This is a genomic window from Amycolatopsis sp., assembly GCF_025464955.1.
Taxonomy (GTDB): domain Bacteria; phylum Actinomycetota; class Actinomycetes; order Mycobacteriales; family Pseudonocardiaceae; genus Amycolatopsis.
On sequence record NZ_JAODNM010000173.1, the window covers coordinates 14,133 to 39,932 of the forward strand.

17 protein-coding genes are annotated in these 25,800 nt (G+C 67.4%); 4 read left to right on the plus strand and 13 right to left on the minus strand.

Translation table 11 applies throughout. From position 1 onward, the window contains the following. Window positions 1–19: 19 nt before the first annotated feature. Window positions 20–319, plus strand: a complete 300-nt coding sequence (locus tag JWQ81_RS43675; RefSeq protein ID WP_297551525.1) for a nuclear transport factor 2 family protein — start codon at window positions 20–22, stop codon at window positions 317–319. Here JWQ81_RS43675 and JWQ81_RS43680 read toward each other — a convergent pair. Then, the gene (locus JWQ81_RS43680) at window positions 316–2,592 is read right to left on the minus strand and encodes a transglycosylase domain-containing protein (RefSeq protein ID WP_297551526.1); all 2,277 of its coding nucleotides are present in this window, start codon (window positions 2,590–2,592) and stop codon (window positions 316–318) included. The two genes, JWQ81_RS43675 and JWQ81_RS43680, sit on opposite strands and share 4 nt — an antisense overlap. Before the next feature lie 163 nt (window positions 2,593–2,755). After that, window positions 2,756–3,427, minus strand: a complete 672-nt coding sequence (locus tag JWQ81_RS43685) for a hypothetical protein (protein ID WP_297551527.1) — start codon at window positions 3,425–3,427, stop codon at window positions 2,756–2,758. A 17-nt stretch (window positions 3,428–3,444) separates the two neighbouring features. Between JWQ81_RS43685 and JWQ81_RS43690 the strand changes: the two genes are divergently transcribed. Both JWQ81_RS43690 and JWQ81_RS43695 read left to right on the plus strand, forming a co-directional pair. Further along, a complete protein-coding gene (locus JWQ81_RS43690) occupies window positions 3,445–3,609 on the plus strand; it encodes a hypothetical protein (protein ID WP_297551528.1) in 165 nt (54 codons plus the stop codon). 142 nt (window positions 3,610–3,751) lie between these two features. Then, the gene (locus JWQ81_RS43695) at window positions 3,752–5,845 is read left to right on the plus strand and encodes an AMP-binding protein (protein ID WP_297551529.1); all 2,094 of its coding nucleotides are present in this window, start codon (window positions 3,752–3,754) and stop codon (window positions 5,843–5,845) included. A 331-nt stretch (window positions 5,846–6,176) separates the two neighbouring features. On the opposite strand, the gene JWQ81_RS43700 is transcribed toward JWQ81_RS43695, so the two are convergent. From JWQ81_RS43700 to JWQ81_RS43725, 6 genes are all read right to left on the minus strand, one after another. Further along, on the minus strand, window positions 6,177–6,308 hold the full coding sequence (locus JWQ81_RS43700; RefSeq protein WP_297551530.1) for a hypothetical protein: 132 nt from the start codon (window positions 6,306–6,308) through the stop codon (window positions 6,177–6,179). Between the two features lie 45 nt (window positions 6,309–6,353). Continuing rightward, complete coding sequence (locus JWQ81_RS43705; RefSeq protein ID WP_297551531.1) at window positions 6,354–7,427, minus strand: aldo/keto reductase; 1,074 nt, start codon at window positions 7,425–7,427, stop codon at window positions 6,354–6,356. Between the two features lie 31 nt (window positions 7,428–7,458). Next, window positions 7,459–8,310 carry a TIGR03620 family F420-dependent LLM class oxidoreductase gene (locus JWQ81_RS43710; protein ID WP_297551532.1) on the minus strand — a complete coding sequence of 284 codons (852 nt, stop codon included), beginning with the start codon at window positions 8,308–8,310 and terminating at the stop codon, window positions 7,459–7,461. Between the two features lie 115 nt (window positions 8,311–8,425). Further along, window positions 8,426–9,331 carry an AraC family transcriptional regulator gene (locus tag JWQ81_RS43715; RefSeq protein WP_297551533.1) on the minus strand — a complete coding sequence of 302 codons (906 nt, stop codon included), beginning with the start codon at window positions 9,329–9,331 and terminating at the stop codon, window positions 8,426–8,428. 111 nt (window positions 9,332–9,442) lie between these two features. After that, window positions 9,443–9,730 (minus strand): cytochrome P450, encoded by a 288-nt coding sequence (locus JWQ81_RS43720; RefSeq protein ID WP_297551534.1) that lies wholly within the window; start codon window positions 9,728–9,730, stop codon window positions 9,443–9,445. A gap of 8 nt (window positions 9,731–9,738) precedes the next feature. Continuing rightward, window positions 9,739–9,975 carry a hypothetical protein gene (locus JWQ81_RS43725; protein WP_297551535.1) on the minus strand — a complete coding sequence of 79 codons (237 nt, stop codon included), beginning with the start codon at window positions 9,973–9,975 and terminating at the stop codon, window positions 9,739–9,741. Between JWQ81_RS43725 and JWQ81_RS43730 the strand changes: the two genes are divergently transcribed. After that, window positions 9,974–10,588 (plus strand): glyoxalase, encoded by a 615-nt coding sequence (locus JWQ81_RS43730; RefSeq protein ID WP_297551536.1) that lies wholly within the window; start codon window positions 9,974–9,976, stop codon window positions 10,586–10,588. The genes JWQ81_RS43725 and JWQ81_RS43730 overlap by 2 nt on opposite strands. A gap of 10 nt (window positions 10,589–10,598) precedes the next feature. On the opposite strand, the gene JWQ81_RS43735 is transcribed toward JWQ81_RS43730, so the two are convergent. The 5 genes from JWQ81_RS43735 to JWQ81_RS43755 form a co-directional block, all read right to left on the minus strand. After that, entirely contained in the window at window positions 10,599–12,725 is a 2,127-nt protein-coding gene (locus JWQ81_RS43735; RefSeq protein ID WP_297551537.1) for a glycoside hydrolase family 3 C-terminal domain-containing protein, read from the minus strand. A gap of 48 nt (window positions 12,726–12,773) precedes the next feature. Then, entirely contained in the window at window positions 12,774–13,697 is a 924-nt protein-coding gene (locus JWQ81_RS43740; protein WP_297551538.1) for a hypothetical protein, read from the minus strand. 78 nt (window positions 13,698–13,775) lie between these two features. Further along, the gene (locus tag JWQ81_RS43745) at window positions 13,776–16,940 is read right to left on the minus strand and encodes a GH92 family glycosyl hydrolase (protein ID WP_297551539.1); all 3,165 of its coding nucleotides are present in this window, start codon (window positions 16,938–16,940) and stop codon (window positions 13,776–13,778) included. Window positions 16,941–16,965: 25 nt separating this feature from the next. Continuing rightward, window positions 16,966–20,919 (minus strand): glycoside hydrolase family 2 TIM barrel-domain containing protein, encoded by a 3,954-nt coding sequence (locus JWQ81_RS43750; protein ID WP_297551540.1) that lies wholly within the window; start codon window positions 20,917–20,919, stop codon window positions 16,966–16,968. Window positions 20,920–20,986: 67 nt separating this feature from the next. Then, window positions 20,987–25,477, minus strand: a complete 4,491-nt coding sequence (locus JWQ81_RS43755; RefSeq protein WP_297551541.1) for a glycoside hydrolase family 3 C-terminal domain-containing protein — start codon at window positions 25,475–25,477, stop codon at window positions 20,987–20,989. Window positions 25,478–25,800: the final 323 nt, after the last annotated feature.

Consider the following 25,800-nt stretch of genomic DNA (forward strand, 5'->3'; position numbering starts at 1 on the left):
GCTGCGTCGTCGAACCGTCATGAGCGACTTTGAGGCTATCGCCGACCGCGTCGAGATCGAGGCGCTGCGCGGTGAGTTCACCGACGCGGTGATGATGCATGACTACGACCGTTTCGCCACGCTGTTCACCGAGGACGCCGTAGTGCGGATCCCCGATGCGAACATCGGCTTCACAAGCCGGGAGGAGCTCCGAGCCGGGATCGAGCGGCTGCACCACGACCGCTACCAGCGCACCCCGGACGGTTGGACGTTCGCTGAGCGCGTTGACGAGGTCAGATACGTCGACTCGGCTCCGCTCACCGGCTCGGCGCCCGGCTAGCCGCCGGGAGGAGGGCCGTGTCCATTACCAGGGCGCGAAGAACTCGAGCTCGTGTCGGGCGGCGGGCTCGTGGTGGGGGTGTCCGTCGTCGTATCGGTCGGGGTCGATGTCGGTGTCGGTGTGTCGCTGAGTGTGGGCGTGTCGGAGATGCTCGGCTGATCGGAGCTGGTGGGCGCGGACGGGCTGGTGGTGTTCGGTGTGTTGCTCGGCTGGGGGAGAGCGGTGAACTGCACGACCGGCTGGTTGCTCAGGTAGGAGTTCATGTAGTCCTGCCAGATGTAGCCAGGTTCCTCCCGGCCGTAAACGTCGTAGCCCGTTTCGCGCCCGACGCCGTTGTGGTAGTTGCCGTAGATCGGTGCGGGTTGCTTCTTGTTGCCGAACCAAACCGCGGTCACCACTTGCGGGGTGTAGCCGACCATCCAGGCCTCGGAGTTGTGACCGGAGTTGTTGAACTGGGCGGTACCGGTCTTGGCGGCGTTGGGACGGCCGCTGTCCAGACCGTCCTTTGAGGACGAAGCGACGTCGGTCATCGACTCGGTGACCGTGCGGGCGATCGCCGCGTTGGTGGTGGGGTCGGCGTTGAAGGCCGGGGTGGCGGCGGTGGCGAACTGGTAGACCTGACTGCCAGTGTTGTCGGTGACCTTGGTGACGAAATGCACGGGGACGTACATGCCGTTGTTGGCGAAGGTCGCGTATCCCTGGGCCTGGTCGATCGGACGCACCTGGTACTGCCCGATCGAGATCCCGAGCTCGGTTGTCCCGGTGCCTTTGCCGGTCGTGGGGTCGTCCTGCTGCAGGGAGTCGAAGGACTGCCCGATCGAGGGGGTGATCTGCTTGGGGATCCCGGCCTCCCAGGCGGCTTGGCGCACGGTGTTCACGCCGACTTGGGCACCCATGCGGTAGAAGACGGTGTTGACCGACTGGGTCATGGCGTTCTTCACCGTGATCTGGCTGGAGCCTTCGCCGTCGGAGTTGTGCACGAGCTGGCCGTCGATGGTCTGGTTGTCGCTGCCGTCGTACACGGTGTCGAGACCGATCTGGCCCGGTTGGGCCTGCAGCCCGGCGGCGAAGACGTACGGCTTGAACGAAGATCCCGGCTGCTGCGGCGTCATCGCCAGGTCGTAGGACGTCGAGCCGTCACCGCCGTAGTAGGCGAGGATGCCGCCGGTGGTCGGGTCGACCGAGACCAGCGCGGCCCCTTCGTCCGGATACGCGGTGTCGGCCCCCATGATTTTCGCGACGGAGTGTTCGGCGCTGTCCTGGGCCGGCGGGCTGATGGAGGTGTAGATCTTCGCGCCGGATTTGGACAGGGACTGTTCGGAGTAGCCCTTCTGCGTCAGCTCGGCGAAGACCGCCGCGGCGATGTACTGGCGAGTGGGGGACAGCGAGGAACCGGTGCCCGAGGCGGTGGACGCGGCGACCGGCGTCGGGAACTGGGCGGAGCTGAATTCGGCCTGCGTGACCCAGTGATTGGCCAGCATCCGGCCCATGACGTAGGTGTAGCGCTTGTGTTCGTAGGCCGAACTATTGGCGAAGGAGGGCAACTGCACCATGCCGGCGAGCAGTGCGGCCTGTTCGTTGGTCAGCTTGCTGACGTCCTCGCCGTAGAAGGCCTGTGCCGCGGCTTTGATGCCGTAGGCGCTGCGGCCGAAGTAGACGGTGTTCAGATAGGCGGTGAGGATGTCCTCTTTGGAATAGGTCTGGGTCATCTTGTAGGACTCGACGACCTCGACCATTTTGCGGTTCAACGTGGGTGCCGCGTTGCCGGTGGCCTGTTTGACGTATTCCTGGCCGATGGTCGAACCACCGCCGGTGCCGCCGGTGACCCGGTTGACGACGGTGCGCAGGATCGCCTTCATGTCGAACCCGGAGTTCGTCATGAAGGTCTCGTCTTCGGCCGCGATCTGCGCGTTCTTCATCGACTGCGGGATCTGGTCCCAGGTCACCAGTTCGTGGCCGCCGCTGGTGCTCGCCTGGGTGTACATCGTCGAGCCGTCGGCGTAGTACATCGTCACCGGCTGGTTGAGACCGGCCGCCAGCGCCGTCGGATCCGGGACGTTGACGAAGTGGTAGAGCACGATGAACGCCGCGATGGGGCCGAGGACGCCGAGTCCGAACAGGACATAGAGGGTCCGGCGGATGCGACGCCAGCCCTTCCGATGCCTGCGCCGGGTGGGTTTACCGGGCACGGGAAGCGCATCGGTCACGTCGTCCGTGCCGTCGCGAGGCCATCCCGGCGGCTCAGGGGGCGGATACCGGGGTCGGTCGTTCACGAAACTTCACCGAGCCGGATGACCGAGGGGGACGGAACGGGAAAACCGTCCGAATCGGGCATTTCCTGCCCGAATACGGCGCCAAGTTCCTCTGCCGCAACGAAATCCTCCATAGCTGATTATGGTTACTCCGGTGTGAGGGTCGGGTGTGAGGGGTGTCGGCTCACTTTCCGGCAGGCGGTCTCGGGGTGACGTGGGTGCCGGGCGGGATCCGTACGGCGATCTCTTCGCCGAGCCGGGCTCCGTTGGCCAGTTTCAGGTTGTCGCCGCTCCAGAACCGGCCGGGGTCGTACCAGTTCGGGCGGTGCGGGTCTTCGAGTAAGCCCATGTCGTTGTAGGTGATCGCGACGACCTCGGCGCAGAAGGCCGTTTCGAGATCGACCTCGTGAGCATGGCGCCGGGCGCTCGGGACCCTGCCGCGCAGCCAGCGGGACGCGAGCCGGGCCGTGGTGGGGAACGGGGTGCCGTCCAGGCGCGCGACGGTGCGCAGGGCGGCGTTTTCCATCTCACGGGTGACGGGGTGGTCGAGCTGCCGGAGCCACGCGCGCTGCCCGTATCTGGTGGCCCAGACCACGACCGCGTCCCGCAGGTCGTGCAGCTGCGCGCCGCGCTGGTGGGTCCCGGACCACAGGTCCGGCAGGGACCGGCCGAGCTCGGCGTGCCACATCAGCGGCGGCAGGTCGTCGATGACCACGGACATGCCGACATGGTTCACCGGGCTGTTCGTCGTCGCCCTGATGGCCCGGTCGGCCATTGTGCTGCCACGGAACAGCCAGACGTCGCCGGTGCGCGTCAGGCTGATCGCTTCTTCGAGGTCGAGCCGCGTTTCGGGCACGGCTGTAGCCTAGGCGGATGAAGTGGTGGAAGGTGCTCGGCGTGGCGGGGTTCGTCGGTGTGGCTGCTACCGGAGTGGTGATCGCGAGGTCGGAACGGCGCCGTCGGACGTACACGCCGGACGAGATCCGGGACCGGCTGCACACGCGCATCGCCGAAGCGAGTGAAAGCGCGCCACGCTGAGCGTCACTCGATTGTATACAGTCGACTGGTTCAGCTGGGGGTAGCGGCCATTTGCTGGTACGGTCGCCCGACTTGAACGCTTCGCCGGTATCGAGGTCGTCCGCCGGGGAGCGCCCAAACGTCGCGGCGGTGAAGTGAACTGATGCGGGACGAAGTTGTCGAGGCGAGTGCGGTGATCGACCATTCGCCCTCCCGGGTTTGGGAGATCGTCGGCACTCCGGAGCTGTATTCCAGGTTCGTGCCTGTCATCAGCTGGTGCCAGGTGGTCGAGCCGGTCGAGCGGGGACGCGGGCCCCGGTGCCTGATCCGGCTGACTCCGCAGCGTGGCGCGCTGACGCAGGCGCGGATCCACGCCGGGGTGTACCGGGCCGGCGCGCACGTCGTGTGGAGTGGCGACGAGCACCAGCGGAACTGGGTCTCCATCGAGTTGCATGATCTCGGCGGCGACCGCACCGAACTCGTGGTCCGGCTGATGATGCCCGAGGTGCCGGACACATTCGCCGACCTGCTGTCTCCGGGCGCGGTCAAACGAGGTGTCCGGGAACTCGCCCTGCGGATCGGCGAGCACCTTTCGGGGCGGCCGTCGGGCAGCCCGCATCTGCGCGACGATGCCAAGGCGACCACGCTCGGCACCACGAGCATCCTCGTCCGTGCCGGCGTGCTCTCACCGGGCAGACCGGACAAGATGGCCCGCCAGCTCAGATCGCTCGCGCGCTGGGGTGCGACGGTGGCGGGCGGCTACCAGGCGTCCGCGGCCCGCGTGCCGAACGCGATCGCCCTGCACGACGAACGCACTACCCGGACCTTCGCCGAGGCCGACGAACGCAGCACCCGGTTGGCCAACGCGCTGGCCGAGCGGGGCGTTCGGGCAGGCGACCGGGTGGCGTTGATGTGCCGCAACCACACCGCCATGGTCGAGGCGTTCATCGCCTGCGGGAAGCTGAGTGCCGACGTCCTGCTGCTCAACACCGGTCTGTCGGCGACGGCGGTCGCCAAGGTCATCGCCCGCCACGAGCCGGTGGCCGTGCTGGCCGACGACGAGTTCGCCCACATCGTCGACCGGGCGCCTGGCGAGTTCCTGCGGATCAGCACGTGGCCGGAGGCGGAGCGCGGTTACCCGACGGTCGACGAGCTCATCAAGGACGCGTCGGCGACGCGGCTGAAACCGGCGGACCGGCCGGGGCGGATCGTGGTGCTCACCTCCGGCACGACCGGCGTGCCCAAGGGCGCGCGGCGCCCGACGCCGAAGGGGCTCAGCACGGCGGCGTCCGTCCTCGCCAGGATCCCGTTGCGGGCGAACGACCGGATTGTCGTCGCGGCGCCGCTGTTCCACACCTGGGGGCTGGCCGGGATGCAGGTCGGCATGGCCGTGCGCGCGTCGCTGTCGCTGGTACGGCTGTTCGACGCCGAGGAGACGCTGCGCACCATCGCGGAGCAGCGGTGCGAGGTGCTGTTCGCCGTCCCGATCATGCTGCAGCGCATCCTCGACCTGCCCGAGCGGGTGCGGGACCGGTACGACCTGTCCACCCTGCGCGTGGTGGCCAGCAGTGGCTCGGCGCTGTCCGGTTCGCTGGTCACGTCGTTCATGGACGCTTTCGGTGACGTCCTCTACAACCTGTATGGCTCGACCGAGGTCTCCTGGGTGAGCATCGCCGACCCGGCCGACCTGCGCGCCGCGCCGACGACGGCGGGCCGCTGCCCGCCCGGCACCGAGGTCGCCATCCTCGACGGCAAGCGGCGTCCGGTCCCGCCCGGGGTCGACGGCCAGATCTTCGTCGGCAACGACATGCTGTTCGACGGCTACACCGACGGGGGCACGCTGCCGATGTCGGACCGGCTCATGGCCACCGGCGACGTCGGCTACCTCGACGCCGACGGCAGGCTGTTCGTCACCGGCCGGGCCGACGAGATGATCGTGTCGGGCAGCGAGAACGTGTTCCCGCGGCCGGTCGAGGAGGCTCTAGCCGCGCTGCCACAGGTGTTCGAGGCGGCCGCGGTCGGCGTGCCGGACCCGGAGTTCGGCCAGCGGCTCGCCGTGTACCTGGTGCTGCGCCCCGGCGCGCGCCTCGACGCCGACGACGTGCGCAGCTACATCCACCAACGGCTGGCGCGGTTCGCCGTGCCGCGCGACGTCTACTTCGTCGACGAGCTCCCGCGCAACGCCACCGGCAAAATCCTCAAACGGCTCCTCAACGACGACACCTGGCCCATGGCCCCACCCGCCCACGACGACTAGCCCCACCCGCCGGCGAGTTGGCTGCCTACCGACACGAGTTCGCCGCCCATGGACACGAGTCCGCGATCCGCGCACGCGTATTGGCCGAACCGTGCCGGATGCCCGTTTCGTAGTCGTGGTGCGGGCACCGTCGGTCGTCTGCGTGGGGTCGCGAGCGTGGAACTCAGCGCTCTGAGTGTGGGACTCGCGGTGTTCGCCGGATGCTGTCGGCGAGTCCCACGTTCACCGACGGCGAGTTGCGGCGGCAACGACCCGCCCATGCGGCCGAAGAGCCACAAGTGCCTCGTCGGTGACCGGGAGTACGGCTCCGGCGCCGCGGGCTACAGGGGGCTCAACGCTCCCATTGTGAGATCTGGTCGAAGCCGGCCTCGTCGGCGGTGCGCGCGACCTCCGCCAGCTTCGACCCGATCACCGCATCACCACCCGGCCAGGTGAAGTTCGGAATGGTCAGGCCGATCCTCATGAATACCTCCGGTGTCGGTGTTGCGGTGAGCTCACGGCAACGGCGTCAGGCGACATTCCCGCTGAACAGTCCGCCGCTGCGCCGTCCGTCAAAGCGGTGATCACGGCGGCGCAGTGACGGGTCGAGCAGCGCGGGCGGGGCATCGTTCTTCTCGTGTGCGGCGAGGTCGGTTCCGGGAGCGACGATGTCGTCGATCGCGTCGAGGACATCGTCGGAGAGCTCGGTGTCGGCGGCGGCCAGCTGCGAGTGCAGGTGATCGAGCGTGCGCGGGCCGATGAGCGCACTGGTCACCCCAGGGTGGGCGGTGACGAATCCGAGGCCGAGCTGGATCAGCGTCAGACCTGCCTCGTCGGCTAGCTTCACGAGACTCTCGACGGCGTCGAGCTTGGCTCGGTTGGCGGGGTGCGAGGCGTCGAAGCGCTGCGCCATGAGGCCCGCTCGGTTCGTACGGGTCTCCTGACCGGCGCGGATCGCACCTGACAGCCAGCCGGACGCCAACGGGCCCCAGACGAGCACACCCATCCCGTACTCCTCGGTCACCGGGAGCACGTGGGTCTCGACGCCCCGCTGCAGGATCGAGTAGTTGGGCTGCTCCGTGACGTACCGGCCCAGGTGAAGTTCACGGGAGGCCCACTGCGCCTGCACGAGGCGATAGGCGGGGAAGGTGGAGGAGCCGAAGTAGCGGATCTTCCCGGCGCGCTGCAGGTCCGTCAGCGCGGAGAGCGTCTCCTCGTCGCTGACCGAGGGGTCCCACCGGTGGATCTGATAGAGGTCCACGTGGTCGACATCGAGCCGCCGCAGGCTGCTGTCCAACTCCCTCACGAGCCAACGGCGTGAGCCGCCCAGGTGGTTGCGCTCGTCGCCCATCGGCAGGGCCGCCTTCGTGGCCAGCACGAGGTCGTCGCGTCGTCCGGCGATGGCTTTGCCGACCATCTCCTCGGACTCGCCGTTGCTGTAGATGTCGGCGGTGTCGATGAGGTTGACGCCGGCGTCAAGGGCGGCATGGACGATACCGGTGGCGTCGTCCTGGGTGGTGCGTCCCATGGAGCCGAAGTTCATCGCGCCGAGCGCGAGCGAGCTGACCCGCACGCCTGTCTGTCCGAGGACGCGGTACTGCATGAGAATTCTCCCTTGCGAAGTGGATTGACTCTTAGTCCGCCAGCGCGGCGCTGATTTCGCTCAGCTCGGCGATGGGTAGTGGGTTGTCGGTGCCCAGGACGTGCACGGCGACCTGGTCGGCGCCTGCTTCGAGGTGTTCGCGGATGCGCGCCGCCGCCGCGGCCGGGTCACCCCAGGGGACTACGGCGTCCACCAGTCGGTCGCTGCCGCCGTCGGCAAGGTCCTCCTCGGTGAAGCCCAGCCGCAGGAAGTTGTTGCGGTAATTCGCCAGGCCCAGTAAGAGACTGGTGGACTGCCTGCTGATCTCGCGCGCCCGGACAGGGTCAGTCTCCAGCAACACCTTCTGCTCCGGGACCAGCAACGGGCCGGTACCGAGGATCTCCCTGGCCTGGCGGGTGTGCTCGGGCGTGGTGGAATACGGGTGCGCGTCGGCGGTGCGCTTCCCGGCCAGCGCGAGCACCTTCGGGCCCAGCGCGGCGAGCGCCAGGTTCTCGGGCGGGATCTCGGCCAGCGTGTCCAGATAGGCGACCAGGTTCGCGTAGGGCTTGGCGTACTGCTGGTTGTCCGGGCGCTCCGGGTGCCCGATGCCGATCCCGGCCAACACTCGATCGGAGTAGGCCGGGCCCAGTCGCCGATAGCTGGCGACCACCCGCTCGGCCGGCTCGATCCACGCATTCAGGATCCCGGTCCCGTACACCAGCCCGCTGGTCGCGGACAGGATCGGTTCGGCCAGCCGGAAATCGGCGCTGGCCGAACCCAGCCACATCCCGCTGTACCCGGCCTGCTCCAACTGCCCCGTGAACGCACCGACCTGCTCGCCGGTCAACGCCGCCAGGTACGGCTCACCGACAAAGAAGCCCAGTCGGCCGAGTGATACAGCCATATTTCGCCTCCATTGCGTGGTATCTCCAGCTAAGCAACGCAGCGAATCCCGGGCCAGCAAGATCCTCTTGCGTGCTTGCACAATCCTCTTCGGCTGGAGCGCGGCGCCCCGGCCGTCACGGCAGCGCGGCGCCGACAGGACTGGCTTCAGCGCGCATGCGCCCGGCGTCAAGGCTCGGCGGGGCACCGAACTGGCGTCGGTATTCCCGGCTGAACTGGGACGGGCTGTCGTAGCCGACGCGGTGGCCGACTCCGGTGATGTCGTTCGGCCGGTTCGCCAGCAGCAGTCGCGCCTCTTGCAGCCGGATGTGCTTCTGGTACTGAATCGGCGTCATTGCCGTCACCGACTGGAAGTTCCGGTGGAAAGCGGAGACGCTCATCCCCGAGATCTGTGCGACGTCCTCGACCCGGAACGGCCTGGCGTAGTTTTCGCGGATCCAGTGAACAGCGCGCCTGATATGGGTCAGGCTGCTGTCGGCGAGGCCGAGTTGGCGTACGACGTCACCTTGTTCGCCGGTGATCAATCGCCAGAGGATCTCGCGCTTGACCAAGGGCACCAGTGCTTTCCGGTCCCGTGGCCGGTCGAGGAGGCGCAGCAGCCGCACGACAGCGTCGATCAACTCGTCCGGGGCAGTGCTGACCGCGATTCCCGGTCGTGCGGCGGTGGGGGACTGCGGCAGGTCTCCGGGACCGGCCTGGAGCAGCAGTTCCGCGATGGCGGCGGGTTCCAGGGTCATCCCGAAACCGAGCGCGGGGCGGCCAGGGACAGCGTCGAGGTAGTGCCCTGTCACCGGAAGGTCGACCGACGCGACAAGGAACTGGCCGGCGCCGTAATCGTAGACGCGGTCGCCCAGTGCCAGACGTTTGGTGCCCTGGGCGACGATTGCCAGTACTGTGCCGGACATCGAGGACACCGGCGGCACGGCGTGGTCGGCCTTACAGGTCCGGACGCCCTCGATGGTTGTGGTCAAATCCGGACGCACGTGGCGTTCCAGTAGGTGGCGAAGTTCGTCCAGGGACATCTCTCGATTTCAGCACGAGATCAGCGCCGGCTGTCGCCATCGAGAGGATCGTGTCAGAACTCGCGAGCTTTGTTCAAGCTCCGCCGATCCTTGAGCGGGTGAAGCCCAGCTTCATCGCCCGCTCTTCCGGTGGCACACTTGTCCAGCAGGACTTCGAGCGTGACCTGCAGTTCGGTGCAGACCCTGTCCGAGGCACGAGTGCGCGTCGGCGCCGAAGGCGAGATGGGTGTTGGCGGCCCGGCTCGGGTCGAACTGCTCCGGGTCGGGGAACGTGCCGGGATCGCGGTTGGCCGCGGCCATGCTGTTCACCACCGTGCTGCCTGCCTTGACGGTCACCCCGGACAGTTCGACGTCTTCGGTGATGAACCGGGGGATACCGAACCCGGCGTTGGCGTCCATCCGCAGGCTTATGCGTAGGACGGGGGCTTGCAGGCGGCGATGGCCGCGCTGCGGGCGAACGCCGCGTCCAGCTTGGTCCTGGCCAACCGGAGGTGAACCGTGGTCGCGCCCAGGACCGCGGCTGCCATGGCGAGACCGGCGACCAGATCGATCAGGAATGGAGAAGCATCGGCACCCGACCAGCGCCTAACGTCGACGCCATGGACATCACCGTGCAGATTCGCAGCCAGGAGTTGAGCTGACATGGCCTCTCTGGATTCCGTTACCCTCGAAGTGCCCGATGCCGCGGCCGCTGAAGCGTTCTACGCCGCCGCCTTCGGACTGGGAGGCAAGGTTCGCGTTCGCGCCGCGGAGGCGCCGACGTCAGGCTTTCGTGGCTTCACCCTGTCGCTCGTCGTGTCCCAGCCGAGCACCGTCGACAGCCTCATCGGTACGGCTGTCGACAACGGTGCCACGGTGCTGAAGCCTGCCAAGAAGGGGTTCTGGGGCTACGGCGGCGTTGTGCGGGCCCCGGACGGGACGATCTGGAAGGTCGCGACGTCGTCCAAGAAGGACACCGGGCCTGCCACCCGGCAGGTCGACGACGTGGTACTGCTCCTGGGTGTCGAGGATGTGAAGGCGAGCAAGCGTTTCTACACCGAGCGTGGCCTGGCCGTAGCGAAGAGCTTCGGCGGCAAATACGTCGAGTTCGACACCCCGTCCTCGCCGGTCAAGCTGGCGCTCTACGGACGCGGTGCCGCCGCGAAGGACGCCGGCGTCTCCCCGGACGGCGACGGATCGCACCAGATCGCCATCGGCAGCGATGCCGGGCCCTTCACCGATCCGGACGGGTTCGCTTGGGAGGCACCTTCGGTTTGAGGTCGGGGGCCTAGTGAAAGGACGTTGGCGAGACGGTTACCGTGCGGGATAAGGGAAGGTTCGTGCTCGAATCTCCCGCTCGAACGGTGAACGTACCGTCCGCGACGGTCCATTCGCCTTTCGCACTGTTCCAGGTGGAAAAGGCGCGCGCGTCCAGTCGAAGGTTGACGCGCTGTCGTTGACCTGCCGCGACGGTGACCCGCTGGAACCCCTTGAGTTGCTGGGGAGGTTCTCCTGCAGCGGCAGGAAAGGTCACGTACACCTGCGCCACGTCGGCTCCCGACCGCTGTCCGGTGTTGGTGACGTCGACGCTGACATCGACATAGCCGCCGCGCGGTACGGGTGAGACAGCGAGGTTGGAGTAGGCGAAGCTTGTGTAGGACAGCCCATAGCCGAACGGATACAGCGGTTGGCTGTGTTGGCTGTCGTACCAGCGGTAGCCGACCTGCAGGCCCTCGGAATACGTGCCGGTGCCGTTCACGCCCGGATATTGCTGCGGCGTATGGGCCGGCACGTCTCCGTCGGCTGCAGGGAAGGTGATGGGGAGCTTGCCCGACGGGTTGACGTCGCCGAACAACAGCGCCGCAACGGCATTGCCGTCCTCTTGCCCCGGGTACCACGCCTCCAGAATCGAGGGAACCTGGTCTTTCCAAGGCATCAGGACGGGACCGCCGCTCTTCACCACCACGACGGTGTGCGGATTGGCAGCTGCCACCGCTTCGACCAGTTGGTCCTGCACGCCGCTGAGCGCGAGACTCGGGCGGTCCACGCCTTCGGTTTCGTCGTCGCCGACCATGACGACGGCGACGTCTGCGTTCTTCGCCGCCGCTACGGCATTCGGGATCTCGTCGGCGGTGGCTCCGGGCGAGTAGTCGACGTGGACGCCGGCGCCGACCCGGTTCTGGAGGCCCTGGACCGGGCTGACCGTGTACGTCGGATCAACGTGCGAACTGCCACCGCCACCGGTCGAGGCTTGGCCCGCGTAGGGACCTACCACCGCGATCGAGTGCAGCGTGTTCGTGCTGAGTGGTAGTTGCGCGTTCTCGTTGCGCAGCAGCACCGAACCGTCTTCGGCCAGTTTGCGCGAGACCGCGCCGTCCGATTGCACCGGAATGGGTGAGGTCGTGAGTGGACGCTCGAAGAGACCGAACTCCATCATGACGGCGAACCGCCGGATCAGCAGGCCGTCGATCATCTGCTCCGACACCATGCCGGCCGTGACGGCTTGCTTCATGGCGTCGCCGTAGAACTCGCCAGTGGGCATTTCCAGATCGAGGCCCGCCACCGCTGATTCCGCCGTGTCGTGGGTGGCGCCGAAGTCGGATTGCACGAACCCGGAGAACCCCCACTGGTTGTGGAGGACATTCTGCAGCAGGTCGCTGTTCTGGCAGGCGAACTCGCCGTTGACCTGCGGGTAGGCGCACATCACCGATCCAACGTGACCGTCCTTGACGGCGGCCTCGAACTGCGGAAGGTAGATCTCGTGCAGCGTCCTGTCGTCGACCAGCTCGTTGATCGTCAGTCGGTTTTGCTCTTGGTTGTTCGCGGCGAAGTGCTTGACCTCGGCGATGGTGCCGTTGCGCTGAATACCTTGGATGTTGGCGGCCGCGAGCTGACCGGCGAGGTACGGGTCCTCGCCGAACCCTTCGAACGTCCGGCCGCTGACCGGCACCCGGGCGATGTTGATGTCCGGCGCCTCCAGCAGATTGTGCCCGAGATCCTGGGTCTCGGAGCCGAGGAGACCGCCGTCGGATTTGGCCGCGTTGGTGTCGAACGTCGACGCGAGCGAGATCGGCGCGGGCAACGCGGTCGCCGGCCTCTGCTGCGGGTCGTCGGCGGGTCCGACGCCGGCTGGGCCGTTGGCGACCCGCAACGGGGGAATACCCAGCCGGGGGACACCCGGCACGTACCGTCGGTGTTGATCATCTTGGATACCGTGCAGTTCGGTGATCTTCTCGTCGAGGGTCATGGCCGCGACGACGTCGGTGGCTCGTGTTTCCGGTGGCAGCCGCGTGTCCAGCCAGGCTGGTGTCGCGGCCGATGACGCGCCGACCGGCCCGGCCAGCGCCGCGGCGAGCAGCAGGGCGGCGACTGAGGTCAGCAGGGTTCGGTGGAACGTGCCCTTCCGGTGGAACATCGCGGCAGCCTTCTTTCTTTCGCTGCAAGGAAAGGAACCGGACAGCGATCACTGATCCGTGGGACAGAGGTGTATCGCCGGCACGTTGCCGCCCGAAACGGCGAGATGTACCCGGGCGATCGTCCCGTCACCGCCGTTGCTGCTGAGCCGGAAGTCGGCGCTGCTGTTTTCCCTGCCGGTGAAGCCGGCGTCGTCCATGGTGAAGGTGGCCGTCTTCCAGGCGTCGGTGTTGGTACGGACCACCGGTGAGGTCGACTTGTACTTCTGCGCGGGATCGCTGGAGTCGTACTGCACCGCCCAACTTCCGGTGCCGTGGTCGTAGTAGTCGAGCTCGAAGACCGCGTGGTACTTGCCCCCTCGCACCAGGGAGTTCGGGACGGCGAAGTACATGAACGGAGACCCGGGTGTGGTCGAACGCGCGTTGCGGCCGCCGACTGTCACGGGCGTGGTCACGCCGTCGCCGACACCGAGTCGGTGCAGTCCGTATTCGGTGTCGGTCTGACCCAGTTGATCGCAGGTGGTGGCGGTCTGGTCCGCGTCTGGGACGGCGATCATGAGGGTCGCGCCCGGCAGCGGTGTCCCGTTCGGGATGTGGAAAGTGACTGGTATCGGGAAGTAGCCGGATCGCTGTCCAGGGGCCACCGCGATCTGCATCGGTTGCTCGGCTCTCCCGTCCGTGCCGAGTTTCAGCTTCCCCGACGCCGGAGTGACGGTGATGCCGGCCGACGGTTGTGCTTCCCAGCTGACTTGCTGGCCACTGGCCGGGGACTGTGTGGCGACCGCACCGACACTTGCCGCTAACGTCGTTCCCGGTTGCACCACGACTTGTCCGGTCGGGGTGGTGATGCCGATCGCCGGCGGTGGTGCCTTCGGGTAGAGCGGTGCCGGGGCCGACGACGCACCGACAGGCGCCGCCAGCGCCGCCACGAGCAGCAGGCCGGCGACTGAGGTCAGCAGGGTTCGGCGGATCATCGGGGCAGCCTTTCTTTTACCGCTGGCAAAGAAGACCGTCGCGGAGCTCGGCCGACCGGACGAGCTCCGCGACCGTGATCACTGATCCGTGGGGCACAGATGTAAGGCCAACACGTTGTCGCCCGTTACTGCGACGTGGACCCGGGAAATGGTCCCGGTACCACCGTTGCTGCTGAGCCGGAAGTCGGCGCTGCCGTTTTCCCTCCCGGTGAACCCGGCGTCGTCCACGGTGAAGGTGGCCGTCTTCCAGGTTCCGGTGTTGGTCAGGGTTACCGGCGGCGTCGACTTGTACTTCTGCGCCGGATCGCTGGAGTCGTACTGCAGCGACCAGCTTCCGGTGCCCTGGTCGAAGTAGTCGAGCTGGACGTCCGCGTGGTATTTCCCACCTGGCACGAGCGAGTTCGTGACGTCGAAGTAGATGTACGGAGACCCGGTCGTGGTCGAGCGCGCGTCGCGGCCGCCGACGGTCACCGGTGTGGTCACGCCGTCACCGTTGTCGAGTCGGCGCAGTCCACACTCCGTATCGGTCTGAGCCAGTTGATCGCAGGTGGTGGCGGTTTTGTCCGGGTCGGGCACGGTGAGCAGGATTGTTCCGCCCGATACCGGTTTCCCGTCTTGGGTGTGGAAAGTGACGGGTACCGAGTAGTAGCCGGATTTCAGCCCTGTGGCCACCGCGATCTGGACGGGTTGCTGGGCTTTTCCGTCTGCTCCCAGCTTCAGTTTCCCCGATGCCGGAGTCACCGTGATGCCGGCCGCCGGTTGTGCTTGCCAGCTGACCGGTTCGCCGTTGGCAGGCGATTTGGTCGCGACCGCACCGACAGTCGCCGCCAACGTCGTACCCGGTTGCGTGACGACCTGTCCGGTCGGGCTGGTGAACCCGATCGCCGGAGCCTGTCCCTGCGGATAGGAGGGCGGAGCCGCGTCGCGGCCGGTGCCCCACGAGGTGTTGGGTGTGCCGGCGAGCGCGAACTTCAGCGATGCGCCCTGGGTGATCACCGAGGAGGGCAGCGAGGTGGAGTTCCAACCCCTTCCGTTGAGGGTAAGGCCGGTCACGTAGCGATTGGTCTCGGACGCGGCCGGAGCGTCGATGCTGATCGTGCGGCCATTGGGCAGGTGGATCGCCGCTTTCTGGAACAGGGGGCTGTTCAAGGCGAGATCCGCGGTTCCCGGGGTACTCGGATACAAACCGAGCGCGGCCCAGACGTACCACGAGGACTGTGCGCCCAGGTCGTCGTTTCCGGGCTCGCCGTCGGGGGTGTCGGCGAAGAGCCCGGTCTGGATGCGACGCACCACATCCTGCGTTTTCCACGGTTGGCCGGTGTAGTCGTACAACCAGGGAGTGCCGAAGTCGATCTCGTTTCCGGACCACTGGTTCGGCAGGTTCGGGCCGGCGTTCAACTGCTGGAAGAACGCGTCGGCACGCTTGTTGACCGCGTCCCGGCCGCCCATGGAGGTGATCAGCCCGGCCATGTTCTGCGGGATCATGAAGTTGTATTGAGCGGCGTTACCCTCGTCGAACCCGTCCTGGCCGAATTGCCCGGCGGCCGGGGGGACAAAACCGGGCCCGGCGGGGAAAGCGCCCTGACTGTCCTTCGGACGCGGATAGCCGGTACTCGGATCGAAGACGTTCTGCCAGTTCTGCGCTCGCTGGGCGTAGGTGTTCGCGGTGTCGCGCTTGCCTAGCGAATCGGCGAACTTCGAGATCGAGAAGTCGTCGACAGCGTATTCCAGCGTCTGCGACGCGCCCTCCGAGACATGGCCGAATTCAGCCCTGTCGTTGGGCACATAACCGAGCTTTTGGTAGTCGGCAACCCCTTGCCGTTCCAGGTACGACGCTCCCGGTTCGGCCGGCGTGCTGGCACCTTTCAGCATGTACTTCAGGGCCGTGGCGGCGTCGAACTGACGTGCGCCGAACGCATACAGTGCGGACAGGAAAGGGGTCGCGTTGTCCCCGTTCATCACGCCGCTCTCGCCGTTGGCCACCGGCCACTTCGGCAACCAGCCGCTTTGCGAGGCGTCGTTGACAAGCGACTGCGCGAGATCGTTTCCGATGCGGGGGTACAGGAGGCCCTGCAGCGGTGCGAGTGAGCGGTAGGTGTCCCAGAGTGAGAAGTTCGCATACTGCGCGCGCTGGCCGTGCTCGAGTGTGTGGATCATGTTGTCGAAACCGATATAGCGGTTGTCGACATCGCTGAAGGTTGTCGGGTATTGCAGCGAGTGGTACAGCGAGGTGTAGAAAGTTCGCAGCCGGCTGGTCGTGCCGCCGCCGACCTGGATACGAGACAAGGCGTCTTTCCATTGCTGACGCGCGGCGGCCTGGATGGGGCTCAGGTCCCAGCCGGGGACTTCCGTGCGCATGTTCTGCTGCGCACTGTCGACACCGACATACGAAATGGACACCTTCGCGTGCACCGTGTGGTCCGTGCGGGTGTCGAAGGTGAGGTAGCCGCCCGAGTTGGCACCATGCACGTCGACGGACGTACCCGTCGCACCGACCGTGGTGCCGTCCCAACCGCCCGCGGCGGTGAACGGGCGGTCGAAGGTCAGTGCGTAGTAGATCGTGTAGCGGTTGGTTTTACCGCAGAAGTTGCCGGTGGTCGCCGAGCCGACCACCTCGCGGTCGCTGACGGTTCGCAGGCTCGCGTCGGAGTTGCCGTTGAGGCTCGCGCCGGCCTTGACCAGCACCTGGGCCTGATCGGTGGCCGGGAAGGTCAGCTGGGCGAGGCCCGTTCGCGTGGTCGACGTCAGTTCGGTGCGCACCTGGGAGTCGGCCAGGGTGACCGCGTAGTACCCCGGTGAGGCCTGTTCCGTGTCGTGGCTGAACGTCTCGGTGGTGTTCCAGGGGGCCGCACCGATGGACCCGACGGTGGGCAGGATCGGGATGTCGCCGAACTGGCGGCAGCCCACCGAGGCATGGGTGAGGCTGAACCCACGGATCTTGTTGCTGTTGTACTGGTAGCCGGCATAGGCGCCTTGGGTGTCCGGGCTGAACTGGAGCATCCCGAACGGCGTCGACGGGCCGGGGAAGTTATTGATCTCACCGACATTTGCGCCCCCGGTGCCGGTGCCGATCATCGGGTCGACGTACTGGGTGGGATCGGCGACCAGTGGGGCGTTCGAGATCCCGGTGTTCGAAGTCGCGGTCGCCGCGTACGAGACCGGTGTGCCTGCCAAACCGACCGAGAGCAGCACCGCAGCGCCGCCGGCCAGCCATCGTGTCGTCCTACGTCCAGGATTTCCCACCCTCACGCCTTTCTGATTGAGGTCGTCAGTGACCGAACAGGTATAGCTCGTGCAGGGACAAGTAGTTGCCGGACGCCGAACCCGTGTCGGTCATCTTCAAGAACCGGGTCTGCACCGAGTCGAGCGGGATCGTGAGCACCCCGGCATTGCTCATGACCGAGGTGTCCGGAATGGACAGTGCGGTGGTGTAGGTGATGCCGTCCGCGGACGTCTGGACGTCCAGGCCGCGCGGCAGGTCGCCGGCGGACAGTGCCGAGTCCCAGATGATCCGGGTCAGCGTTCGCGTGGCACCGAGGTCGACGCCGTAGTACATACCGGGTAGCTGGAACGTGTTGCTCGACCAGCGGCTCGTCCCGTCTCGATCGTAACCACGGCCGGCCGCGCCGTTGTTCGGGTTGGCGAAGCCCTGCCAGCCGTCGGTCGAGATCAGCCCGGAACCCGAACCGACGGTGAACCCGACGCCGAGACCGCAAGCGATGCCGGCGGCGACGGCCGTCTGGGCCGGCAACGCTGTCGCCACCGCCCACCGCAACTGGTCGACTACGATACGACCTCCGCTGACCCGCTTTTCCCACAGGACGCTGGCTGGCTGGAAGCCTCGGGCGCTCTCCGCCGCGATCTGGTACTTGTTCTGCTCGGAGCCCTTCGAGAACGACGTCCAGTCGACCCCGCGACTGTCCACAGCAGACGTTCCGCCGCTTCCGGACACGGTCGCAGTGACCAGGGGGGTGGTCGAGCCCGGCCAATCGAGGTCGGCATTCGTGAGGCCGTCGGCCATAGCCGACTTCCCGGTGGTGACAGCGCCGAGCCGGTGAGCCGGGTCCAGCGTGGTCAGCTTTACGTCTGTCGGTAGCACCGCAGCCAGTGATGCGAGGGTATCCGGGGTGAGCCCGTTGACCCATAACGTTCCGCCCGTCCCGATCCACTTGTCGACCGCGACGGAGTCGACCGTGCTCGCTGCCGCGGCGTCGACCAGCAGTACGTCCACAGTGGATAGATTCGTGGTGTCGGTGATCGAGGTGAAGTCGACCGCGGCCGCGCCCAGTGTCGTCGCGACCGGCGAGCCGTCCGCCGTGACGACGCCGAGCCGTGCACGCGGCGCGACCGGCCGACTGGCCAGGTACTCCAGGAGATTACGCAGCAACACCGCGGCGACCGGTTCGGCCGCGGCGGCCGCGACGACCGGGAACTGGCAGAACAGGTAGGTGCCCGACCCGTACGGTGCCTCGGCCAGTGCCGAGGACGCCAGGCCAGGTCCGACGTCCGCCAGCGACGTGAACGCGCCGAACCTCGGTTTCACCATCGAGCTCTGGACGACCTGCTCGGCGTTCGTGTGCCACCACTTCAGGTCGTCTACGCCGATCCCGGCGAGCACCGGATGGTGTGGCGCGGACACGTGCGCGATGGTCTGCGGCGACGTCGTCAGCAGCACCGGCCACGCGAGCAGCTGCGGCAGCGTGTGCTGAGCCAGGCTGAGCACACGGCCGCCGCTCCGCACGAACGCGGTCAGCGCGGTCACCTGGTCGGCGGTGGCTGTGACAGTGGCACCTTCGCCGAACACCAGTACTTCGTCGCCAGTCGGCAGGCTGGACAGATCGGTGATCGTCCTCGTTGTGACGCCCAGCGCGGCAAGCGCGGCGCTCGTCGCCGTCGAACCCGCGGTCTCCAGTACGGCGGCGGACAGCGGCGCTTTGGTGGTGCGCTTGGCAATCGACGCCGGATACACGGTGACCGGCGCCGGGTATCGGTAAAGCACGCCCGCGCCCGCCGCGACCGCGACCGTCAGGGTGCCGGACGTGGTGCGGCCGACTGAGGGTACCGGGACGGCGAAAGTGACGTCCACCTTGCCGTCCGGTGGCACACTCACTTGCTGCGAACCGGACTTGACGGGCCCGCGGTCGAGCTTCAGTGTCCAGGAAACTGTGACCGTACGCTGGGTTTCGACCTGGTCGTAGACGGCGTAGGTGCGAGTCAGCGTGCTGCCGGCGAAGAAGTGGGTGCGGTAGTCTGTGGCCAGTGCCGCTGTCGGCGCCAGTACCCTCGCCGCGGCGTCGTGGATCGGGTTGGGGGAGTACGCGGGCAGGCCGTGCTCGAACCCGGGATTGAGTGTCGACGCCCACCGGCCGACCTGGCGCAGCTTCGGCCCGGTCGGCTCCGACAGGGGCAGCGACTCCCGCGCCGGGTCGAACGGCAGTTGACGCATGCCGTACCAAACGATGTTCCAGGGTGAGATGCCGGTGACGCCCGCGTACCGGAAGCCCTCGATCTGAGCGCCGACGATCCGCGCGTGAGCCGCCCAGAGGCCGTCCAGATCGGCGTAGGCCGCCGGCCCGCCGACCGCGCTGACCTGGGCGGGCACCGCGTAGTACATCGAGCTGAACTCGCTGATCAGCATCGGTTTCTTGCGGTCCCAGAAGTTCGCCCTCGGTTGGCCGGGCGCCAGCGCGTACGCCGACTCCGGGATCGCGGTGCTACCGGTCGTGATCTCCAAGGGATAGTGCGTGCTCTCCAGATCGCCTGCCGACTGCGGGTCGCCGTCGCCCTCGAAGTAGACGGGTCGTGTGGTGTCCAGGACGGTGACGGCCGCTTTGAGCGCCGCGACCTTCGCCGACCAGGTCTGACCGAACGCGGCGAGCATCTCGTTCTCGGCCGACCACGCGAACACCGATGGGTGATTGCGGTCGCGGAGCACCCGCGCGGTGAGGTGGTCGGCGCAGTTGGCCCAGAAGTCGCTTGTGGACAGTGCGTAGTTGCCGGACGAACCGTAGATGCCCGACTCGGCGACGAGCAGCAGGCCGAGCTCGTCCGCTACGTCGTAGTACACCGATGGGTAAGGCATAGCGTGCAATCGCAGGTAGTTGACACCGAGCGCCTTGACCATGGTGAACCAGGCGGTCGCGTAGGCACGGCTGTTCTGGACCGAGCCCATGTAGTGCCACGCGTCGCCGCGCAGCATGACCGGCTTGCCGTTGAGCAGGATGTCGGTGCCCCGCACCCCGACCTCGCGGAACCCGAACCGCACCGTCGAGGTGTCGGTCACCGCGGCACCGGATCGGACAAACGCGGTGAGCTGGTACAGATGCGGGTCTTCGGTATGCCAGAGCCGGGGGTTCGTCCATGCCTGGTCGAACGTGACAGTGGCGGTGGCACCGGCGGGCACCGTAACCGTGCCGGTGGACCGGAGCACAGTCTTGCCGCCGTCGGTCACCTCGTGGTCGATCGACACGGTGGCCGGCGTGGTGCCATCGTTGGCGAGCGTGGTGACGACGGAGATCCGGCTGTTCGTGACCGACGTCGTCACGAAGCTGTCCTGTACGTGGACCGGCGAACGGGCGAGCAACCACACGTCCTGCCAGATGCCCCAACAGGTTTGGCCCCACCACGAGCCGTTCGGATAGTGCCAGCCGTCGGACTGTCGGGCCGCCACCTTGCCAGAGCGGACCAGCACGTGCACGGTGTTCATCGCGCCCCAGGTGACCTGGTCGGTGACGTCGACTTCGAACGGGAGCAGGCCTCCGGCGTGCCCGCCGACCTGCGTGCCGTTCCAGAACACGGTGGCCTCGAAGTTGACCGCCTCGAACCGCAGCACGATCCGCTTGCCGTGCTCGGTCGCGGGCACCGAGACCGTGCGCCGATACCAGGCGACGTCGACAGTGTTCCATTCGGGCGGCGTCTCGAACACGTCATACGCGCCCCACGACGTCGCGAAGTTGCCCGCGGTCATGTTCCATTCGGCAGGCACCAGGATCTCCGACCACGGACCGGCGGTCGGTGGGGTGGCCGGCGTTCCGGTGGTGGGCAGGAAGTCCCACGTGCCGTTGAGCGACGCGACCACCCGCCCCTGCTGCGGTCGGGACTGCGGCTCTGTCGTCGCGCCGGCCGCGCGGGGCAGCAGACCCAGCGCGATCGCTGCGGCGCCCACGGTCAGTACCTGCCTGCGGTTCGGCGTATAACCCGACTGCTGTGTCGAGTCGTCCATTCGAAGATCCTTTCGAATCGGTCGATGCCGCTGGGGTGTCGATGGCGCTGCGGTCAACCGGCGGGGCTCAGCCGATGGCGGCGGCGAAGACGTGCAGCGGCGCGGACTTGACGTCCGGCAAGGTCACCGAAGCGACGGTCTTGCCTGCCTGGAGGGCGACGGAGTCGTAGAAGATACTGGCCTTCCACGGCGTCGGGCCGCTGGAGTTGTTGCCGTAGGCGGCCGTCACCGCGACGTCACCGCCCGGGTACGGCGTCGACGACGCCCAGTCGCCGAAGCCGACGGTGTACGGCTGTGTCGTGCCGTCGGTGTAGGTGATCGTGCCGGTGCCGGAGGACTGGCCGTTGGCCGCCGCGCCCAGGAAACCCAGCGTGGCGCCGGTTCCGGTGAGGGCGATCGCGCGCCCGTCCACCTCGACGTTGTCCGCGGTGCCGGCCGGCACGTTCGGCCAGGCGAACGTCAGCCCGTTGTGGGTGAACGCGGCCCCGGGAGTCAGCCCGACGGCGGCGAAGGCCTGCGCGGAGAAACTGTTGCCGCCGCCGTCGATGTTGCCCGGAGCCCGGTTGGTGTCGTCGGTGATGGACACGTTGTTGAAGCCATCGGCGAGCGTCGCGTACGGCACCTGGGTCACCGCCGACGAAACGCCGGATTGGACGCCGCCGACGGTCTCGGTGACTCCCACCACCTGCGATCCGGGCTTCTGCCCGGCGGGTGCGCCGACGGTCCACGTGGTCGTCACCTGCTGGCCCGCGTCCACCGTGGTGAACGAGTTCGGCGTGGTGTTGGCCGCGGTCCAGCCGCCGGGCAGGTTCAGCGTCAGCTTCACGTCGTTCAGCGCGGACGTCGACGGGTTGGTCAGGGTGGTTGTGATCGCGCCGGAGCCGCCTGCCGAGATCGCGGTGGGTGCCGTGATCGACAGGTTGTCCGACTTGATCGACATCGCGAAGACGTGCAGCGACGGGATGCCGCCCTGAGGCTGCGCGCTGCCGTCGGGCAGGGTCACCGACTGGACCGTCTTGGCCGGGTCGATCGTGACCGGGAAGTAGTCGACGGTGGCCTGCCAGCCTGTTTTGTTGCCGGGCTGGTTGCCGTAGGGCGCCTTGATGGCCACGTCACCGCCCGCCGGTGGCGTGCCGTTCGCCCAGTCGCCGAAGGAGATGGTGTACGGCTGGGTGCTGCCGTCGGTGTAGGCGATCGTGCCGCTGCCGGTACCGGGGCCCCACACGCTGGTGCCCAGGAAGCCCAGTGTCGAGCCGGAGCCGGAGAAGTTGATCGTCTGGCCGGCGGCCACCACGTTGTCCGGCTTACCGACGCCGGCGTTGGGCCAGGTGAACGTTAGTCCGTTGTGGACAATCGGGGTGCCGGGCTGTACGCCCACCGACGCCAGTGCCTGCGCCGAGTAGCTCGCGCCCGCGCCGTCGAGGTTGGCGGTGCCCCGGTTGCTGTCGTTGGTGACCGCCGAGTTGTTGAACGCCGACGGGAACGACGAGTAGGCGACGTTGACCTGGGTGTAGCCGGAGCTGTCGTGGGCACCGTCCACTGTGGCGTCGACGTTCACGGTGAACGTGCCGGCGGCACCGGTCGGCACCGAGACGGCCCAGGTGGTCGTGACCTTCTGTCCCGCTGCAACGCTGGCGAAGGTGGCCGGCGTGGTTGCCGTCGCGGTCCAGCCGGTCGGCAGGTCCAGTGCCATGGCCACGGTGCGGACGGCGGTGCGGCCGGTGTTGGTGAACGTCGAGGTGACGGTGGCGGCCTTGCCGGCCTGCGCCAGCGCCGGTGCGCTCACCGACACGGCGTGGCCGACCACGACCGGCGTCGACCCGCTGACCCCGTCGACGGTCGCGGTGATGGTGGCGGCGCCGTCGCCGACCGCGGTGACCAAGCCCTTGTCGCTGACCGTCGCCACCTTCGGGTTGCTGCTGCAGTAGGTGACGCGGGTCTTCGACAGGTCGGCGAAACTGCCGTCGCTGTTGGCCGCCATGACGACGTTGTCCGCGGTGACGGCGAGGTTCCGCTGCTCCTGCGCCGGGTCCGTGTCGTCCTTGAGCCACGGGTTCTTGCCGGTCAGGTCCAGCGTCTGGCCCGCCTGGAAGTCGACCTGGCCGGGCTGCACCGTGACGTTCTGCACCTTCGGTCGCAGTGCCCCGGTCACGGCGACCTTCGAGGTGCCGCGGATGTCGGCCGAACTGGCGCCCGCGTTGAAGACGTAGCTTCCGTTGTACACGACCGACTTCATGGCTTTGGCGTCCCAGATGGACAGACTGGGCAGGGAAACCGCGAGCGTGACGCGCTGGCTCTGGCCGGGCTTCAACACGCCGGTCTTCTGGAAACCGACCAGCCGCTGCTTGGGCAGCGTCACGCCGGGCACGGTGAACGGCGTCGCCGCGTAGAGCTGTGCGACGGTGCTGCCGGCCGTCGTACCGCTGTTCGTGACGGTCATGCTGACGTTCACGGTGCCGTTGGCGTCCACGGAGTTTCGGTCGGCGTGGATGTCGGAGTACGCGAAGGTGGAGTAGCTCTGGCCGTAGCCGAACGGGTAGGTCGGCGTGCCGGTGAAGTACTGGTAGGTGCGGCCGAGGCCATCGGTCGCGGCGGGGGACAGGCCGTAGTTCGCCATGGCCGGCAGCTGGGAGTCGTCGGTGTACCACGTGAAGTTGAGGTGCCCGTCCGGATTCTGCTTGCCGAACAGCACGTTCGCGAGCGCGGTGCCCTGGCTTTCGCCGTTGAAACCGCTGAAGACGACGGCGGGAACCTTGGCCTGGACGTCGCTGATGGTGACCGGGCCACCGGACTGGATGACCAGCGCTGTGTGCGGGTTGCCCAGCGCGGTCGTCTGGTTGATCAACGAGTCGTAGTTGCCGGGCATGGCGATGGTGGTGCGGTCCTTGCCCTCGTCGGCCACGCCGTGGTCGGTGCCGACGAACAGCACGACGAGGTCGGCGCTCCTGATATCTGCCTGGGTCTGCGGGCTGAGCACCGCGGGGGTGGTGGCGGTGGTCGAGGTGGCCGCGGCGTCATAGACGATGGTGGCGCCGGGGTTGGCGGCCTTGACCGAGTTCGTGATCCCCTGCACGGCGCTGACCTGCAGGGTCGGCGCGCCGGAGTAGTTGCCCAGGTTCACGGTGTTCGCCTGGTCGCCGAGGATGACGACCTTGGTGAGCTTGGCCGGGTTGGCCGGCAACAACTTGGCGGTGGTGCCGGTTACGTTGTTGTTCTGCAGCAGGACAAGTGAGTTGTCGGCGACCTTCGTGGCCAACGCCTGATGCGCCGGGCTCTCGATCTGCGCCTTCGTGATCTTCGTGTAGTCGACCTTCGACGCCGGGTCGAACTCACCGGTCCGCATCCGCACGGTGAAGACCTTCACCAGCGCGGTGTCCAGCACGCCTTCGGAGAGCGCACCGGCTTTGATCGCGGCGACGACGTTGGTCAGGGTGTTCTCGCCGCCGGGGCAGTTGAGCGCGGTGCCGGCCCGCAGGGCGTACGCCTGTCCGCCGCCCTGCGCCGGGACGGTCGCGCCGGTCGCGGTGTTCGTCCAGGTGCCGGTGCCGCCCTTGTGGTCGGTGGTCCAGCCGGGTGGTGCCCAGTCGTGGCCGCTGGGGAAGGTGCCGTACGTCGTGCCGACCGCGCCGCAGTCGGACGTGACATAGCCGCCGAAGCCGTACGTGCGCTGGGCGATCTGGTTCGCGGTGTAGGTGTTGGCGACGGACGGCGTGCCGTTGATCGCGTTGTACGAGGTCATCAGGCCTGAGACGTGCGCGTTCTCGATCAGGCTGGCGAACTGGGCGGTGTAGTAGTCCCGCAGGTCGGTATCGCTGACATTGGACGAAATGCCGGTGCGGTTGTTCTCGACGTTGTTCAGCGCGTAGTGCTTGGCCGTCGCCGCCACCTTGAGGTAGCCGGTCTGAGACGTGCCGGAGGGTGTGTTGCCCTGGTAGCCGTCGACGAACGCGCCCGCGATCTGCGACACGAGGTACGGGTCCTCACCGAACGCTTCGTCGGTCCGGCCCCAGCGCGGGTCGCGGTCCATGTTGACCGTCGGCGCCCAGTACGTCAGTGAGCCGTAGTCGTTCGCCGAGGGCCCGAGGTTGTTCTGCGCGGTGCCGAACAGCGATTTGTCCACGAAACCGCGGGCTTCGTCGGAGATCGCCGTGGTCTCCTGGTACACCAGGCTCGGGTCCCAGGCCATCGAGGACGCGAAGTTGGTGGGGAAGCTGGTGGCCTTCGGCTGGCCGCCGTTGCCGTTGTTGTTCTGGTTGGCGCCCAACGTGTTGACGCCGTGCTGGCCCTCGCTCCAGTACGTGTACTGCTGGACGCCCAACCGCGGGATGGCCGGCCCGCTGTTGGTGGACAGCTGGGCCACCTTCTCCGGCAGAGTCATCCGGGACACCAGGTCCGCGGCGCGCTCGTCGAAGGAGTAGTGGGTGTCGAGGTAGATGGGCACGACGGGGTCATGTGCCGTGCTTCCGGTCGCCGCCGGGGTGACGATCGCCGTGATCGCCAAACCGGCGGCCGTCGCCGCCATCGCCCGTAACCACCCACGCCGTCGCTGCCGAGCCATGTCGCCTCCGTCGTTGGAGTTACTGTGACGCCGATCAACACCATTCAGCCAGGAATAGACAAAAGTCAAGGCCGCGTGAAGTTTCTGGGGCAAACACGTCAACGTTGTCACCGATCGGCCTAGCGCTGTGACGTGCGGTCGACTGGCCAAACCCGTTGGCCGGGCGGGTGGGGTGGGGACGCTCGTACCCGCTTATGCCCAAAGTTGGCCATACCGCTACCGGGGTGCGTCGACTGGATCACCGGCCCGCGTCCGTGGGGCTGCTGGGGCTGGTGGTGTAGGTGGGGCTGCTGGGGGTCGGGTGCCGCGGGCCCCTGTGTACG